Raw genomic sequence first — 17,888 nt, 5'->3', positions numbered from 1 at the left:
GGCACAGTTAAAATTTGAACACATAGATTTAATTGCCGCTATTGCATACGGTTTTCCCTATTTAAGAGATAATGTTTTTCATTTTTTTTAAAAAATAGCGCTTCTGCGTTACTTCCTGAAAAAAACGAGGTATAAGCTTAAATTGCCTGCCAGGCAGCAAAAAATTATTTACGAAACCAGATTAATGAAAAAAATAGCAGTATTTACCTCCGGCGGCGACTCACCAGGTATGAACGCATGTGTACGTGCAGTAGTACGTTCTGCAATATTTAACGGGCTGGAAATATACGGCATCAAGCGCGGCTATAACGGCATGATCAAAGGTGAGATCATAAAACTGGAGTCTTCATCGGTCAGTAACATTATACAACGGGGCGGCACTATACTTAAGTCGGCACGCAGCAAAGACTTTATGACCAAAGAAGGGCGCCAGCAGGCATATGAGCAGCTGAAAAAGCATGGTATTGAAGGATTAGTAGCCATCGGAGGCGACGGTACCTTTACAGGCGCAAATATCTTTTATGAGGAATTTGGAATCCCTACCATAGGTGCGCCCGGCACAATTGATAACGACCTGTATGGTACTGATTACACAATTGGGTATGACACGGCAGTAAACACAGCTATTTATGCCATAGACAAGATCCGGGATACGGCAGACAGCCACGAGCGTGTATTTTTTGTGGAAGTAATGGGCCGTGACTCCGGTTATATAGCTATACCTTGTGCAGTAGGCGGTGGTGCTGAAATTGTAATGATACCCGAAACTAAAACAAGTATAGAAAAAGTGGTGGAAGCTTTGCGTTTGGGTTGGAGCCGTTCCAAAACATCTTTTATAGTTATAGTTGCGGAAGGCGATGAAGAAGGAAGCGCAGTAGAAATAGCAGCCAAAGTACAAAAGGAGATACCACAAATGGATGCGCGGGTAACTATACTTGGCCACGTGCAGCGCGGCGGCGCTCCCACTGCATCTGACAGAATGCTGGCCAGCCAGTTAGGTATAGCCTGCGTGGAGGGCCTTATTCAGGGTCGCTCCTGCGAAATGGCCGGGATTATAAATGCAGAGTTGGTTTATACCCCGTTTATTGAGACCATTACCAAGGTTAAAGCGCTCAATCCCAACTACAGCCGCATGATAGATATACTTTCAGTTTAGGAGTTAGTGAAGAATGAGATAGAGAAGTTAGAAAATTTGGAAGGCATTATAAATGAAAGTAAAGTATAAATTACCTTAGGTGTTATACTTATAAAAGGTATACTTCTCTAACTCTTCCCTCCCTAAATCTTACTTCCTAACTCAAACCTCTTAAACTCTATAAAACTCACTATCTCATCCCACTGCTGCGGATGGAACCAGGTATATTCTTCGGGGTGCTTGGTAAACCAGGTAAGCTGGCGTTTGGCATAGCGACGGCTGTTACGCTTTAGCAGCCGCACCGCTTCTTCCCAATCATATTTTCCTTCCAGGTAATCAAATATCTCTTTGTAACCCACCGTTTGCAGGGCGTTATGAGACCGATAGGGGAATAATGCTTTAGCTTCTTCCAGTAATCCTTGCTGCAACATCAGGTCCATGCGTTGGTCAATGCGGTTGTATAGTTCCTGCCGGTCGCGGGTAAGGCCAATTTTAACTATCTGGAAAGGTCGCTCAACCCGTTCGCTTTTTCGGAAAGAAGAGTAAGGCTGCCCACTTGATAAACATACTTCCAGGGCACGAATCACACGCTGGGGGTTTGCCTGGTCAACCTGGTTATAGTATACCGGGTCTAGTACTTGCAATTGCGCCAGTAAAGGAGCTATACCTTCAGCTTCAAGAGTTGCGGCCAACTGTTCGCGCAGTGCCGAATCGGTTTCAGGCATTTCATCCATCCCTTCGCAGAGTGCCCGCACGTATAACCCGGAGCCGCCGGTAAGTATAACTACATCGTGTTTTTTAAAAAGCTGCTCCAGTAAATTAAGGGCATCCTGCTCGTAGGCGCCGGCATTATAGTCTTCGGCAATGGTATGTGAGTCAACAAAATGATGTGTAATGCCCTGCTGTTCTTCAGGTGAAGGTTTTGCAGTGCCAATATTCATTTCCCTGAAAAACTGCCTTGAGTCAGCTGACACAACATCCGTATGAAAGTGCTTTGCCAACTGCACACACAGGTCTGTTTTACCCACCGACGTAGGACCTACTACCACAATCAGGTATTTATTTTTCATTAAATCTGGCTGATGCCCCATGCCTGTGAAATTTATAGTTGACGTGCACTTGCTTTAGTACAGAAGGAACAGAAATCGGTAAATGTTCTGTTTCTTTTGTAAAATTATCGCTAAAATCGTAAAATGTACAATGGGGCACCTAAGCGTTGTTAGTTCTTGCTCCTATACTTTAGCAAATTGTAATAATGCCATATATACCAAGCCGGCAGGTGTCTGACCATCTGCATTTACAAGCAAATTCTTTACTACAGGTACTTGTGCAGCTGTCTGATCCTGCATATGGGTTGGTAATAGCTTCAGCGGCCGGCCAGGTTTTGGCAACAAATGCCCGTGCAGCTACTTTTGTACCTGCAGCTGGCAGTTATACTTCCTCCAGGCACATATCAGACCTGCTGGGTCTACCTAAAGAAAAAATAGATGGCCTGCGCTCAGGAAAAGTGGGTCCAAATTCCCAAAGCTATACTTATAGCTTAAAACCCGTTCAGTTCGAAGAATCTCAGTTTCTGGTAGCAGAGCTTCAACCTGCAGAAACAGAAACGTCCAGGGTAGAGATCGACGACAACAGTTACCACAATGTATTTGAGAACAGCACTGAGCCACTTTTTATACTTGATGAGGAAGGGACGTTTGTTGACATCAATAAAAAGGCATTAAGCCTGACCCAGCAAAAGAAACAGCAGCTAATAGGCCAGACAGTATACAGAAGCTTTAACCTGAACCTGTTTGAACGTGTGGCTCTTAAGGGCCAGTTACAACACACCATGGCTGGCGAGCCACAAAAGTTTGAGTGGTGGATTCAGGATAAAACCCATGAGTTACTGCCAATAGAGATATCACTTCGGAAAGGCTTGTTTAAAGGCCGCGAAATGATTTTCGGGTCTGCTAAAAATCTGTACGAAGTTGTAGGAACAGAGCAGGATGTACGTTTTCGAAACCATCAGTTAGAGTTCGTAAATAACCTTATCACAAACCTTTCGGCAGTTGGTAGCCAGCAGGAAGTACTAAAGTATACCCTGGATGAACTTCTGGAGAAAAGCGATGTGACAGGTGGCTGCGTTTATACTTACAATCAGAATACTGGCATCGCAGAGCTTGCCTACTCTGCTGGCGATGTGGGTGCACAGGAGTTATTATCTAATCTGGAAATACGTCCTGAGCTGGCACAGCAACTTCTGACATATGAAAAACGCCGTAGCCTTGCCGATTTAACACGACTACTCTCCGATCAATTACAACGCGAATTAACTGCTGTACCTGTTACCTCCGAAGATAAGCTGCTTGCTATACTGCTGGTGTGGCCTGGCGGAGATCATCACATGACCCAGTCGTTCCTGTCGCTGCTTGATTTTGTGGGCACAGCTATTGGTAATTACATTTCCCGCCACGAGCTTTTAATGCAGTTATCGCATAGCGAAGACAAGTATAAAATGCTCTTCGATTCTGCATACGATGCTATCCTATTGTTTAAAGACGGGCAGGTAGTTGACTGTAACGAGAAAGCGCTCCAGTTTTTCCGCTGCAAGCGCGAAGACCTTGTGAGCGCTACTCCCATGGATTTTTCTCCAGAATATCAACCTGACGGTTCTAATTCTAAAGAGAAAACCGCTCAACTGATGGAGCAGGTACTTACAACTGGTACTCCTGTCACGTTTGAGTGGAAAAATATCCGCAAAGATGGTACGTATGTTGATACCGAAATCAACCTGAGTCGCATCCTGATTGATGGGGAATATTACCTGCAGGCTTTTAAGCGCGATATAACGCAGCGCAAGCAAATACAGCAGGCAAAACGGCGCGAAGAAGTGGCTGAAGAGTCTATGGCGCAATTCCGCGATTTCCTGGAAAAAGTAAATCTTGTTTATTATAACCTGGATGTAAACGGTAATATCTCTTTTGCTAACGATTACTTCCTGAAATATGTGGAGTATGAACGCGATGAGCTGATAGGTAAAAACTTTTACGAGTTACTGGTACCGGAGCAGGAAAGAGAGCACCGCTGGCAGGACTTCCTGCATACACTTGCTACAAAGCACCTTAATGCATATTACGAGCGCAACCTGGTTACTAAATCAGGTCAGCTGAAAACCATTCGCTGGAATTGCATGCTCGAGTATGGTCCTGATGGCGAAATTACCGGCATAACCAGTGTAGGTAAAGACATGACCGACAAGCGTATTGCCATGGAGGCCCTGAAGGACAACAAAGTTCGTTTGCAGGATCTATTCGACAATGCGCATGACCTTATTCAGAACATTTCGGTCGATAATAAATTCATATTTGTTAACAAAGCATGGAAAGATCGTTTAGGCTATAGTGACGAAGATATTGAGTCGTTAACGCTGAACGATATAGTACACCCCTATTACAAAGCCAAGCTGATTTACCAGCTACGCAATTTGTATAAAGGGGAAAATGTGAACAAGATTGAGACGGTGTTTCTTACCAAGGCTGGTAAGCCTGTACACCTGATCGGAAGTATAACCTGCAGCTGGCAAGACGACCGCCCTGTAGCTACACGCGCTATCCTGCACGATATTACAGACCGTATCAAAGCAGAGCGCTTACAGAAAGTATACTATAGTATAGCTAACCTGGCCATCAGCAGTAAAGATCTTAACTCCCTTTACAGCGCTATCCACCGCGAGCTAAGCAAGATCATCGAAACGCGCAACATCTACATTGCACTTTGCGACAACGAGCACAAGTACCTCAACTTCGCATACCTCGTAGATCAATACATCGATAAAACAACTCAGACACAACCACGAAGGCCTTTTTCTGGTGGTTTATCAGAGTATATTATTAATACTGGCAAGCCGCTTTACATGCAGAAGCAGGAGCTATTAGACCTTGCGCAGCGCGAGAACCTGGTTATCCAGGGCACCATACCGGAAGTTATACTTTGTTCTCCGCTGGCAATCGGAGACCGCATTATTGGAGTTATCACGTTACAGGATTACCAGAACCCGGATGCTTATGTGCATACTGATATTGAGATACTTCACTTCATATCGAACCAGGTTGCTCTTGCCATTGAACGTAAGCGCAACGAGGAGCAGATAAATAACCAGAACGCCAAGCTAAACGCAATCTTTGAGAGTGGTACACACCATATGTGGACACTCAACAAGAACTATGAGTTAACCTCCTTTAACCGAAACTTTGCAGCCACCTTTGAGAGAAGAACAGGCAATCACCTGGAGCTCTTCGATAGCTTAGTAGAAAGCCACCTGATTAACCATCACGAGTTCACTTTCAATTTCTGGCAGCAAAAGTATAGAAATGCCTTTGAAGGTAAGCCGCAGCATTTCGAAGTATACTTACAGAATCCGGAGAGCTGGCGCGAGGTGTTCCTGAACCCGATCTACCTGGAAGACGGCACCTTTGAAGAAGTATCTGCCATTGCGCTTGATATTACTGACAAGAAAAAATCGCAGCTGGCACTTGCTCAGAACGAAGAGAAGTTCCGACATATCTTCGAATCGTTTCAGGACGTTTATTACCGCACTTCTTTAAATGGCCCGCTGGAACTGGTCAGCCCATCGGTAAAGCAGATATTTGGTTTTGATGAAGAAGAAATATTAGGCAAGGATATCACCTACCTGTATGTAAATCCTGAAGACAGGATACGCATGCGGGAATATGTATTGGAACATAAAACCATCAGGGATTATGAAATCCTGATGAAACGCAAAGACGGTACTCCGATTACGGTAGTGGCCGATGCCCGCCTTATTTATGACAAAGACAATAAGCCAATTGCGTTGGAAGGGGTTATCCGTGACGTATCGGAGCTGAAACGCACACAGATAGAACTACTTAAGGCGAAGGAAGAAGCAGAAAACCTGCTGAAAGCCAAGACGCAGTTCCTTGCGAATATGAGCCACGAGTTACGTACGCCAATGAATGGTATCATTGGTATGATCGACTTACTCACCCACATCAACTCTGACCCTGAACAGCAGGAGTACATCGATACGTTACGTAAGTCTTCGGATGCCTTACTGGCTATACTTAATGATATACTTGACCTTAGCAAGATACAGGCTGGAAAACTGGTGCTACACGAAAGCAGCGTAGACCTGCATGATACGTTAGGCAAGATACACTCTCTGTTTGCAAACCGGGCACAACAGAAAGACCTTACTTTTACCTACCATATTTCTCCGGAAACACCACGGTATGTATTAACCGATGAAACACGCCTGTTGCAGGTATTATCTAATCTTACATCGAACGCAATTAAATTTACAAATGCCGGAGAAGTAAGTATAACTGTTAACAGCGAGCTTCTGAACAAGAATGCAGAAGAATACATGCTGCACGTACGTGTTAAGGACTCAGGTATAGGTATAAGCCCGGAAGATCAGCAGTTACTTTTCACTGACTTTACACAATTAGATAACTCCTCTACTAAAACATTTGGAGGCACAGGCCTGGGGCTTGCCATTTCAAGACAGCTCACAAGTATAATGGGCGGTGAGATTGGAGTAGAATCTAAAGAAAATGATGGTAGCACTTTCTGGTTTAAAATAAAGGTACGCAAGGCCGACGATGCCGCTGTAGCAGCCCAACAGCTTCGCATGCAGGAACTGAATGCTGAAGTGGAAGTGCTGAAAAACAGCCCGTATGTGCTCCTTGTAGATGATAACCAGATAAACCAGAAGGTAGCTCAGAAACAGCTGGAACGCCTGAACTGTCGTACTGACATCGCATCTAACGGTTTCGAAGCAATAGAACTGGCCAACGCCAACAAGTATAACATCATCTTTATGGATATTCAGATGCCGGAGATGGATGGAATTACCGCTACCAAACATATCAAAGAACAGTTAGGTGATGCCTGCCCTCCTATTGTAGCCATGACAGCCTACTCTATGAAAGATGATGCCGATAAATTCATGGGGCAGGGAATGGATGACTATGTATCGAAGCCGGTAAAGAGCAAAGACCTATTGGGGGTGATCAGTAAATGGGAACGACCAGAGTGGTACGGACTGCAGGAACTGACCACAAATATAGAGGAAACAAATGCTACTCAAACCGAGGAAGAAATGCCACCTCAAGACGTTATCAATGAAGAGGTTGTAGAGCAGTTGAAGCAGATCGGGGGCGAAGCGTTTGCCATACAATTGTATGAAGAGTTTGAGCTGGAAGCCGCTGAATTACTTGAGGAAGCCAAAAAAGACCTTCAGGCACAACATTACAAGAGTATTTTAAGTACATTGCATCAGCTAAAAGGCACCGGCTTTACGTTAGGTATAAATCAGCTTGCCGAGCTAGCCAAACAGCTGGAGCACGACATTAAACAAGACAATTTCGACAGCGTGCAGGAAAACTTCGCGAAGCTGCTCGATCAGTACGAAAACTATCGAAAAATATATAAGGACATTATCATCTAACCTACACCTATGGCAGAGACCAAAACAATCTTGATAGCAGAGGATAGCTCTGTTATTCTGAACCTGACAAAAAAGATCCTGGAACTGCAGAACTATAAGATCCTGACCGCTAAAAATGGTGGCGAGGTAATCAAGACAGTGGAGAACAACAAGATCGATGCGATCCTGATGGACCTGAACATTCCGATCAAAAACGGCATGGAATGTACTCGGGAGATCCGCGCCCATAAGAACAAAGACATTGCAGGTATTCCGATTATTGCGGTAACAGGTAACGCCAATAACTATAGCATGGAAGACTTTAAAGAGGCTGGTATAAATGCTTACCTGCCAAAACCACTGGACTTCGACATGCTGGTGCAAACCGTAAAACAGTATACTGCCGAGTAAATGGAGCTGAAGTACACGCGGCCTTTTTTAAACAAGCTGGAAGATATTTTTGCAGAGTCGGATTTTGTGCTGCGTTATGAGAAAGGCAATTTTAAAGCCGGCTACTGTGTGCTGAAGGATATGAAAGTGGCCGTAGTGAATAAATACTATAGCCTGGAAGGTAAAGTGAATTGCCTCTACGATATCCTGCGCTCAATTGCTTTGGATGAAAGCCGTCTTAGTGATAAGAACAGGCAACTATACCACGATATCCGAAATCACGAAGCAAAATAATTGAAAATAACACTGTTAGGTACGGGAACCTCGCAGGGTGTACCCGTTATTGGGTGCAACTGCGAGGTTTGCCGTTCTGTGGACTACCGTGATAACCGTCTCCGGGTATCGGTGCATCTGCAAGTAAACGGCAAAAGCTTCATCATCGACTCCGGCCCTGACTTCCGTCAGCAGGCGCTACGTGAGCGTATCCGTACGCTTGATGCTCTTATCTTTACACACGAACACAAAGATCATACAGCAGGCCTTGATGATATCCGCGCTTATAACTTCAGTCAGCACAAAGACATGCCGCTTTATGGCGAAGAGCGTGTACTGGAACAGCTGAAGCGGGAATTTGCCTATATCTTCTCAGGGGTTCAATATCCGGGTATTCCGAGGGTACAGCTACATCCTATTGCCGAAGAGCCTTTTGAGGTAGAAGGCGTAGAATTTATTCCAATCCGGGTAAAGCATTACAAACTGCCTGTGCTCGGTTACCGGGTAGGCGACTTTACATACATTACGGATGCCAATGCTATTTCAGAAGAAGAGATGGATAAGGTACGTGGCTCTAAAGTAATTGTGCTGGGCGCTTTGCGTAAAGAACCGCACATTTCTCATTTCTCGCTTCAGGAGGCTATAGATATACTTACCGAACTAAGACCTGAAAAGGCTTATCTGACACACATCAGCCATCTAATGGGATTGCACCGTGAAGTAGAGCAGCAACTTCCTGAATTTATCAGGCTCGGCTACGATGGCCTGCAGATACAGCTATAGTTGATCGTTGCTTGTTATTCGTTGACCGGAATTAGATACAGACTCGAAAAACGAAACACCAAACACAATACACAAACTATAGTTGTTCAAGGAAATGAATTCGTAATTCGTAATTCGTAATTCGTAATTCGTAATTCGTAATTCGTAATTCTAAAAATTTGCACCAGAACTATCATTTTTTGCAGCACCTTTCTGCCAGTCTTCGCCAGGAGCTGGTTGGCAAAGAAGTAATTACCTGTTTTAGCCAGAACAAAGACGAGCTGGTAATTGGCTTTGCTGATGAAAATACAGAATTCTATATCCGTGCGGGTTTAACGGCACATTTCTCTGCGCTCTCTTTCCCGGATGATTTTAAGCGGGCACGTGCCAACAGCGTAAACCTTTTTAAGCAGATGATCGGGCAAACGGTGGTGGATGTAGTGCAGCACCATAACGAACGTAGCTTTTACCTGCAGCTTACTGATGATATGCTGCTGCTTTTCAAGTTGTTTGGCAACAGATCGAACATAGTATTGTACCAGCACAACGAACCGCTGCACCTGTTTCATAAAAAGTTTGGAACCGATGCTGACCTTAACCCGCTGGAAATGGACCGGCAGTTACCTCAGAATTTTGCTGCCTTTACAGCTGCACAAGGTAACCTGCGCAAACTATACCCTACTTTTGGAGAGCTGCCGGTAGCTTATTTAGAGCAACAAAACTATAATTCTGCCACGCTGGAAGAAAAATGGGAACTGGTACAACAGGTACTTGAGCAATTAGATAACCCCAATGGCTATTACATCATCCGCTATAAAGGCAAACTCAGGTTATCATTGCTACAATTAGGAGAAGTAGTTTATACTTTTACTGACCCGCTGGAGGCACTGAATAACTATACCCGTTTATACTTATCTGAAACTGGTTTTGAGCAGCAGTACGAGCAGGCAAAGCAACAGCTTACCAAAAAGCTGAACGGCTCTAAAACAGTGTTAGAACAGGCAACGCAGCAACTACAGGAAATGCGCTATAACCGCTCCTATTCTCAGACGGCCGATATCCTGATGGCTAACCTGAATAACATTCCGCCACAGGCAGAAGAAGTAACCCTTTATGATTTTTATAACGATCAGCAGCGCACTTTTAAGTTAAAACGTGGTGAGAAGCCACAAAAGCAGGCAGAGAAACTATACCGCAAAGCAAAAAACCAGCACCTGGAAATCCAGCAGCTGGAAGAGAAAGCGGAGCGGAAAATGGAGGAGATCATTCTTCTGGAAGATGCCCTACATGCCTTAGCTGAAATTAAAAACTATAAAGAGCTGAAATTATACTTACGCGAGTACGCCAATTTACTCACTTCAAAACAGCAGGCGCAACAGCAATCGCCTTTCAGGGTATTTGAGACAGAAGGCTATAAGATATTAGTAGGCAAAAGTTCTCAGAATAACGATGAACTTACACAGCGTCATGCTTACAAAGAAGATATGTGGCTGCACGCTAAAGATGTTTCAGGCTCACATGTAGTTATCAAACATCAGGCTGGCAAAACTATACCTAACACGGTTCTTGAAAAAGCGGCACAGTTAGCTGCCTGGTATTCTAAACGTAAACAGGACTCGCTTTGCCCTGTCCTATACACGCCTAAAAAATGGGTTCGCAAACCCAAAGGTGCTCCTGCCGGTGCTGTAGTGGTTGAGCGTGAAAGAGTGTTGCTGGTAAAACCTGAAAATCCTTTCGAGAAAATAAAATAGCCGTAACTTGTTAAAGCTACGGCTATCGTAAAGTGCGCGCGGGGAGATTCGAACTCCCACACCCGAAGGCACCACCCCCTCAAGATGGCGTGTCTACCAGTTTCACCACGTGCGCGGATATTAGGTGGGTGCAAAAGTAAACAGCTGCCATCATATATGCAAATCACGGTTTGTGGCTGCTCTTAAAAATTCCATAACATAATAGGCATCATTATTTTATAGTTTTTGGCAATGTATATCTTACACCTATAAATGTTCTCCTGCCCTGCAATGGCGCATAATTATACTCCGTGTCAAAAGTATAGTTATTGGGGTTATCAACTTCTACATGCTTGTCAAACGGGTCGAATGGGCGCATGAGTGGGTGCCTGGGCATAAAGTTGAAGATATTCTTTACACCACCATAAAACTCCAGTCCATTAGCCAATGCCTTGGTAAGCTGGATATTCTGCAGGGTAAACCACGGCGACCTATCCGGCCTGAAGTCGTTTTCCTGCACAGGCAGGTGCATAGGCCCTTTTATACTTCCGGTATAATCTAAGGTAAGCCCTGCATTTATAAAGTTATAAGAAGCCGCAAACGTAGCTGAAAAAGCAGGTGCATTAAGTTGCGGAACACGTTCTTTACGGCCTTCGCCAAGTTTGTTTACCTGGTATACGTCCATCCAGGTAATGCCTGTATTTAACTTAAGCGGAAGTGTAAAAACCAACTCTGCATCCAGGGCCAACCCTTTTGAAATAGCATACCCGCTCAGGTTGTCATAAATGATCAGGTCATTATCTGTCAGAAAATCTGCTACGATCTTGTTTGTGAAGTAAGTATAGAATGCAGAGCCTTCCAGTTCGAGGTACCCTGCGCTCAGGTTAATATAGCGCTGGTAGTTAAGGCTGGCGTTGTAAGACTGCTCAGGTTTAAGTTCATTCCGGATAACGATGGTGCGGGCTCCGGTCAGCGCGGCATGGTCTTCTGTAAAAAGGTTTACCACACGGTAGCCATTGCCCAGGCTAAGCCGGAGCGTGTTGTCTTTATCCGGACTCCATTTCAGGTTAAAGCGTGGCGTAAATATGCTGCCGTGGTCGGAATTATAGTCGTAGCGCAACCCGGTTAATAACGTTGTGGTTGGGGCAATTTTATACTCGCCCTGTAGAAAAGCTCCGGGCAGCGAAGTATAATCCGGATCAGTTTTGTCCTGGGTACCGGTTGCAGGGGTATTATCATCGTAATAAGTATAGCGGTAAGCAGTGCCCGCCAGTAAGTTAAAGGCAGATGTAAGTTGCTTATCCCAAACCAGTTGCCCAAATAATACCCGTTGGTGGCCTTTGTAAATAGTATTGCCATAAACTGAGTTCTGGAGATGATCATTATAAGAGTAGCTGAGCATAACACGCTCCGATATGGGCAGTTGATAAGCGCCCAGCATTTCGTAGCGACGTGTATACACCGACTCGCCATAAATGCTGTCGCCGCCCCGAAAAGCCTGAGACCATTGCAATTCACCGCCGAAGCGGTCTTCATAATAATACCGGAGTGCTAGGTCAGCTGTTTTACCGCCCGTTCTTGCAAGGCTCCACTTATTAAAAACGGATACCCGGTGCTGTAGAGGAATGTCTGTAAAGTTATCGTTGTTCACATCGCGCCTGTCTTGGTTCCGGAAATAGTTGGTACTAAGTATAGTGGATGCTGCACCCAGCCTTTTACTTATACCTACATCCGCGTTCAGTTCTTTATGGGAAGTATAAAATACATCTGCTGTTGCAACAGGCGCTTTTACAGGGCTTTTAGTGATCACATTTATCAGGCCGGCCACCGCTTCTGACCCATACAAGGTAGATGCCGGCCCTTTTACCACCTCTATCCGCTCTACCAGGCTGTTGGGTATGCCGCTCAGCCCATACACCGTAGACAATGCACTCATGATCGGCATACCATCTATCAACACCATTGTATAGGCCCCTTCCATTCCGTTTATATGAATATCGCCGGTACCGCATACGTTGCAGTTTATCTGAGGCTGTACGCCATTTACTATTTCCAGGGCCTCAAACAAAGCTGGAGTCGGGTTCTTCCGGAAATAGGCCGGGGTATAGATTTCAACCGGCACTGGCGACTCCGTTAAGTAGGTTTCGCGCATTGTTCCGGTTACCACTACTTCGTTTAGCCGGGCATCATCTTTTTCCAATTGCACCTGCAGGTTTGTATCCAGGCCGGGTTTTACGGATATACTTTGCCTAAACTTTTTATAACCCAGCACCGACACCAGAAGCTTATAGTTGCCTGCAGGCACCTGTCCTATCTCGAAACTACCATTAGCTGTTGCCGTGGCACCAAGGCTGGTTCCTTCAAGCCCGATACTTGCAAATCCAATCCTTTCAGTTCCACTCTTTATAATGCCTGTTACCTTGCCGTTCTGTGCTAACCCTATAACAGGAAGAATAGACAGAAGTAAAGCAGTGTACAATTTTATCATATCAGCCGTAACTATTAATAAACAAACTTAAACTAAATTTTAGGTTTATCTAAATAATAAACGACATAACCCTTAAAATGTTATTTAATATAGCCTTACCAACTACACCATTACATAAATTAAATACAATTCAGATATAACCCAAGCAAGTCTTATTTACTAGTTTAAATATTATCTAAAAGTATAACTCTGTTACAGAACTATTTTCTTTGTTACGGATGTTGCAAAACATACACACTTAAAATATGTCTGTTACAAAATATAAAGCTTTAAATTTAAAAGCTTTACACTAGGACTTTTCAGAGGCAGTAAGTAACTTTAAAGCGACTCAACCTGAAACAGTTTTCAATTAGGCACAAAGGTAAAAGTACAAAAGAGCATATGAGTATAGCGATAAAAGGATTAACGAAAGCATATGGTAAGAAGCATGTGCTGCAGGAGCTGGACCTGATAATAGAGAGCGGTCAATGCTATTGTTTACTTGGCAAAAACGGTGTTGGTAAAAGTACTTTCCTGAATGCTATACTTGATCTGATACAGCCGGATAAAGGATCTATCTCTCTTTTTGGTAAAGACTATGCCACTAATCACCTTGAAGTAAAGCGAAATTTAGGTGCATTATGCGAAGACAACCCATTGATAGAAGAATTTACTGGGTTGGAGTACCTGAACTTTGTGTCTAAACTATACCAGTTGCCTACTGCAGAAGCTGCCGAGCGCATAAAGAGCCTTACCAATTACTTTTTCACTGACCAGGAGTCGTTGCATAAGAACATTGCGGGTTACTCTACAGGTATGAAAAAGAAGATAGGAATAGTGGCAGCTATACTTCACAAACCGCAGGTGCTTATACTTGACGAACCATTTACCGGCCTTGACCCGATTGCAGCGCAGCTACTGGTTAAGCTAATCCGAAGCTACTCTACTCCTAACCGCGTGGTTTTGATATCGTCGCATGACCTTAACTATGTAGAGCGTATTGCCACCCACATAGGTGTGCTGAACGATGGACAACTGATGTATAACGGCTCATTACAGGAGTTCACCATGAACGGAGAAAACCTGATCGATCAGGCCCTGTTCCAGCTACTGCTACCACACCACCAGACAGCCGAAGCTGATTTTGAGTGGATGCTTAACTAAGTTAGAAAGTTAAAAAGTGAGAAGTTAGAAAGTAATTTATATTTCCGACTCAAAACTCTTAACTCATAACTCTTAACTACAGATAATGGATTTAGTACTGTTTTCGCTTAACGCGAGACTTGCCGGATTTTTCAGACAAAATAAACTACAACGGGTGCTCCTGCTTGGCGGTGGTATTGTGTTATCGGGCTTCTATGGATGGCTGTTTTCCTATTTACTGGAGCAGGCCCATAATGGAGGTGCTACAAGTGTTACAGAAGTAATCCGCTACATTAACTTATTTGTCCTGGGTATTACTGTAATTCGGGGCTTTTTCCCGGCCTATGTACCTAAACTAGACCTGATCCCGCGCCTGTACCCTATTAAGCCTTTAAAACGTTTTTGGGTAGAATTGCCTGTTGAGCTTTTCTCTCCCTTTAACTTTGTACTGGTTAATTTCCTGTTCCTGCTGTTTATACTTTCACCGGATTATACTTTCCTGTACCTTTTACAAAGTACGATGGTGCTGCTCACGGCACACGTTACCAAACGCTCTTTGCAGGTACTGGTGGAGCGTAAAATGCGCTGGCTTCACCTCAACTTTATTTCTGCAGCTGTTTTGGGTGGTGCATTTATAGCGTTGCAGGCAAGACTGCCTATGTATAACCCAGCACAGAGTTGGTTTGATCTGGTAGTACATCTGGCATCTTTGGGAGCATTTCTGGGCGCAAATTATTTCCTGGAACTGGCAGCCATGGAGCCGAAACGCAAGGTGGTAAACTATAGCCACAACAAACACCGCAGCCTGGGCTGGCGCTTGTTCAAAAATTCTAAGCAGGCGCGTCAGTTACTATTGTTTGGCCTAGGACTAAAACTGATTATACTTGGTGCAGATGCAGCTGTTTACACAGCTAAAGGCATCCACATCTACGATAAGAACTTAACGATCTGGATCTTCTTTGGCCCAGCTATTATTTACTCGTACGTGTTCAACAACGTGTGGGGCTTTTACAAAAACCTGTGGTTAACGGTTGAGCGCACCAGCGGCAGTGCTAAAGATTTCTTTAAATCAAGCCTGATACCTTTGCGTGTGCCTTTACTGATTGATGCCGCAATGCTGGCGCTTTATGTAGCACTCTTTAACCATGAAGATGCTATGTTCATGCTGGTAATGTATGTGGCTTCGGTACTTGTTTTAACTCCGCTAGGTATACTTGCCTCATTTGTTAGTCCTAAAGTAGTTAAAGGCAGCATGATGAGCTTTAGTGCTAAAACATCATACCTTTATAACATGCTTTCGTTGCTGCTTGTTGGCTTATTGTTATTACCGTTACTACACCCATTGCTTTACCTGCTATACCCTGTATTAATAGCTGTTTCTGTATTTGCAATGATAGCTGTACTCAGAGAGAACCGGAAGTATAAACACGAACTTTTTGGCAGACTCTTTAAAGTTGAAGCCTAATAATTAAGTATTTTAAAGTCCCTGCCATCACAGCAGGGGCTTTTTATTTGTATCAGCTATAATCCTACCCATAGCTTAAGTTTAAAATACATAACGGCAACACTTCCCGCTATTCTTTTATCCTGATAATCTTAGCTTATCTTTGCAATTATAGAAACAGCAATTATTTAATGAAAGATAAAGTTGTATTGATCACTGGTGGTACATCAGGTATAGGCAAGGCATGTGCTATTGCATTTGGTAAGGCAGGTGCTAAAGTAGCCGTATCAGGTCGTAACCAGCAGAACCTGGACCAGACGAGCCAGGAACTTAGCGCAGCAGGTATAGCGAATGTAGCCATTAACGCCGACGTAAGTATAGAAGCAGATTGTCAGCGCATGGTGCAGGAAACCGTAGATCGCTTTGGCAGGCTGGACATCCTGATCAATAACGCTGGTATATCAATGCGCGCCTTATTCCAGGACCTGGACCTGAATGTGATTAGGAAGGTGATGGATATTAACTTCTGGGGTACTGTTTACACTACCAAATTTGCGCTGCCTTACATTATGGCTGCTAAAGGTTCTATTATCGGTATCTCATCTATAGCTGGATATCGTGGCTTGCCTGCCCGCACGGGTTATTCCGCTTCTAAGTTTGCCATGCATGGCTTCCTGGAAACACTACGTACCGAAATGCTGCACAAAGGTGTACATGTACTTATTGCCTGCCCTGGCTTTACTGCATCCAATATCCGAAACACGGCATTGGCTGCTAATGGTCAGCAGCAAGGTGAATCGCCACGCGACGAAGGTAACATGATGACAGCGGAGGAAGTAGCAGACCAGATACTTAAAGCAACTATAAAACGCAAGCGAGATCTTGTAATGACCTTTCAGGGCAAGCTGACTGTGTTCCTGAATAAGTGGTTTCCAAGTCTAACAGATAAGCTTGTTTACAACCATATGGCTAAAGAGAAGGATTCGCCGCTGAAATAGATCGTGTTTAGTTTTTCGTGTTTGGTATTTCATTTTATAATTAATTCGAAACACGAAAAACTAAAAACTACTTAAGGTAACTGCAGTAGGTTCTTCTTGCGGATATAGGCCGTCTCCCCTTTCCATTTTATCTCGTACCAGATATCGCGCTCACCAGTAATGGGTACTTTATGGCCTTGGGAAACTGTAGCCAGCCAGTTAGCCCCAGCCGAAGGCGCTGACATAATAGCAACTTGGTTACTTTTAATGATGCCGCCACGGCCCAGGTTCAGGAAATTGATATAGTAAAGTATAAACAGCAGGTATAGCACAAAGCCAGTCTTAAAAGTACGGGTAAATGTATGGCCTTTCCGCCAGCTTACTACCATCACCGTTACTGTTACCACAGCCGCCAATAACATCAGCTCCAGGATACGCATGTAGTATTTACTGAACTGTGTTTTAAAGAACTGCAAGTCGTTATACTCATAGCCACTCAGGCGGTGCGCCTGGGCCAGTTCTTCCATCTTCTTCAACACCGACCGGCTGGGTTGCTTGGTGTAAAACAAATGCAGGTAATACATAGCCCCGGTATAATCACGAAGTCCTTCTTTTATGTAAGCCATTTTAAGCAGCATTTGCGGGGAGTACTGCTGCTCTTTATTCAGGATTTGCTCATATAACGTCAGCGCTTCGGTATAATGCTGCCGTTCAAACAAAGAATCAGCTTTGGCATACATAAATTTATGTTCCTGACTATAAGCTGGTTTTAAAAGCAAGAGCAAAAAAACAGCTAAAAAGCCAGATATTTTGAACCAAAGATTTTGCATTTAATCAGATTGCTGTTACTTTTGCATCGCAATTAAGGGAAACGCCCTTAGCACTGCAAGTTACTAAAAGATTCCGTAGCTCAGCTGGTAGAGCAATACACTTTTAATGTATGGGTCCTGGGTTCGAATCCCAGCGGGATCACAAATAAGAGCAGAGCCTTTTCTGAACGAAAAGGCTTTTTGTTTCTTGCACCTGTAAGGGTAAAGCTGTAAAATAAAAGCTGAATTTAAATTTGATTTTTAAAATGAAGCTTCTAATTTTGCGCTCCCATTCAGGGTAAACAAG

General features: G+C 44.0%; 12 protein-coding genes and 2 tRNA genes. 10 read left to right on the top strand and 4 right to left on the bottom strand.

Translation table 11 applies throughout. The features are described 5' to 3' along the window. The first annotated feature begins 184 nt into the window (after positions 1–184). Positions 185–1,156: a 6-phosphofructokinase gene (gene pfkA / locus MJ612_RS00555; RefSeq protein ID WP_187028447.1), complete on the top strand. Its 972-nt coding sequence runs from the start codon at positions 185–187 to the stop codon at positions 1,154–1,156. A gap of 122 nt (positions 1,157–1,278) precedes the next feature. Here pfkA and miaA read toward each other — a convergent pair whose 3' ends face one another. Next, positions 1,279–2,205 (bottom strand): tRNA (adenosine(37)-N6)-dimethylallyltransferase MiaA, encoded by a 927-nt coding sequence (gene miaA / locus MJ612_RS00550; RefSeq protein ID WP_187028445.1) that lies wholly within the window; start codon positions 2,203–2,205, stop codon positions 1,279–1,281. A 185-nt stretch (positions 2,206–2,390) separates the two neighbouring features. On the opposite strand from miaA, the gene MJ612_RS00545 reads away from it, so the two are divergent. The 5 genes from MJ612_RS00545 (at position 2,391) to MJ612_RS00525 (ending at position 10,762) form a co-directional block, all read left to right on the top strand. Next, positions 2,391–7,607, top strand: a complete 5,217-nt coding sequence (locus MJ612_RS00545) for a PAS domain S-box protein (RefSeq protein WP_187028443.1) — start codon at positions 2,391–2,393, stop codon at positions 7,605–7,607. A 9-nt stretch (positions 7,608–7,616) separates the two neighbouring features. Then, positions 7,617–7,997 (top strand): response regulator, encoded by a 381-nt coding sequence (locus tag MJ612_RS00540; protein ID WP_187028442.1) that lies wholly within the window; start codon positions 7,617–7,619, stop codon positions 7,995–7,997. Next, positions 7,998–8,270, top strand: a complete 273-nt coding sequence (locus MJ612_RS00535) for a hypothetical protein (protein ID WP_187028440.1) — start codon at positions 7,998–8,000, stop codon at positions 8,268–8,270. After that, positions 8,271–9,032: an MBL fold metallo-hydrolase gene (locus MJ612_RS00530; RefSeq protein ID WP_187028438.1), complete on the top strand. Its 762-nt coding sequence runs from the start codon at positions 8,271–8,273 to the stop codon at positions 9,030–9,032. Between the two features lie 179 nt (positions 9,033–9,211). Beyond that, the gene (locus tag MJ612_RS00525; protein WP_250418998.1) at positions 9,212–10,762 is read left to right on the top strand and encodes an NFACT RNA binding domain-containing protein; all 1,551 of its coding nucleotides are present in this window, start codon (positions 9,212–9,214) and stop codon (positions 10,760–10,762) included. Positions 10,763–10,795: 33 nt separating this feature from the next. Here MJ612_RS00525 and MJ612_RS00520 read toward each other — a convergent pair. Continuing rightward, positions 10,796–10,877: transfer RNA gene (locus MJ612_RS00520), tRNA-Leu, on the bottom strand. Positions 10,878–10,973: 96 nt separating this feature from the next. After that, positions 10,974–13,229, bottom strand: coding sequence for a TonB-dependent receptor (locus tag MJ612_RS00515; protein WP_187028434.1), 2,256 nt, complete (start codon positions 13,227–13,229; stop codon positions 10,974–10,976). A 381-nt stretch (positions 13,230–13,610) separates the two neighbouring features. Here MJ612_RS00515 and MJ612_RS00510 point away from each other — a divergent pair, with 381 nt between their 5' ends. From MJ612_RS00510 to MJ612_RS00500, 3 genes are all read left to right on the top strand, one after another. After that, positions 13,611–14,372 (top strand): ABC transporter ATP-binding protein, encoded by a 762-nt coding sequence (locus MJ612_RS00510; protein WP_187028432.1) that lies wholly within the window; start codon positions 13,611–13,613, stop codon positions 14,370–14,372. Between the two features lie 85 nt (positions 14,373–14,457). Beyond that, positions 14,458–15,816: a hypothetical protein gene (locus MJ612_RS00505; protein WP_187028431.1), complete on the top strand. Its 1,359-nt coding sequence runs from the start codon at positions 14,458–14,460 to the stop codon at positions 15,814–15,816. A gap of 170 nt (positions 15,817–15,986) precedes the next feature. Further along, entirely contained in the window at positions 15,987–16,793 is an 807-nt protein-coding gene (locus MJ612_RS00500) for an SDR family oxidoreductase (RefSeq protein ID WP_187028430.1), read from the top strand. A 71-nt stretch (positions 16,794–16,864) separates the two neighbouring features. Here MJ612_RS00500 and MJ612_RS00495 read toward each other — a convergent pair whose 3' ends face one another. Continuing rightward, complete coding sequence (locus MJ612_RS00495; RefSeq protein WP_250418997.1) at positions 16,865–17,551, bottom strand: SH3 domain-containing protein; 687 nt, start codon at positions 17,549–17,551, stop codon at positions 16,865–16,867. Positions 17,552–17,671: 120 nt separating this feature from the next. Between MJ612_RS00495 and MJ612_RS00490 the strand changes: the two genes are divergently transcribed. Then, a tRNA-Lys gene (locus tag MJ612_RS00490) sits at positions 17,672–17,744 on the top strand. The last annotated feature ends 144 nt before the right edge of the window (positions 17,745–17,888 follow it).

The organism is Pontibacter deserti (genome assembly GCF_023630255.1).
In the GTDB taxonomy this organism is placed as follows: Bacteria; Bacteroidota; Bacteroidia; order Cytophagales; family Hymenobacteraceae; genus Pontibacter; species Pontibacter deserti.
Note: the sequence above shows the minus strand (reverse complement) of the source record. Positions and strands in the feature narration are given on the sequence as shown.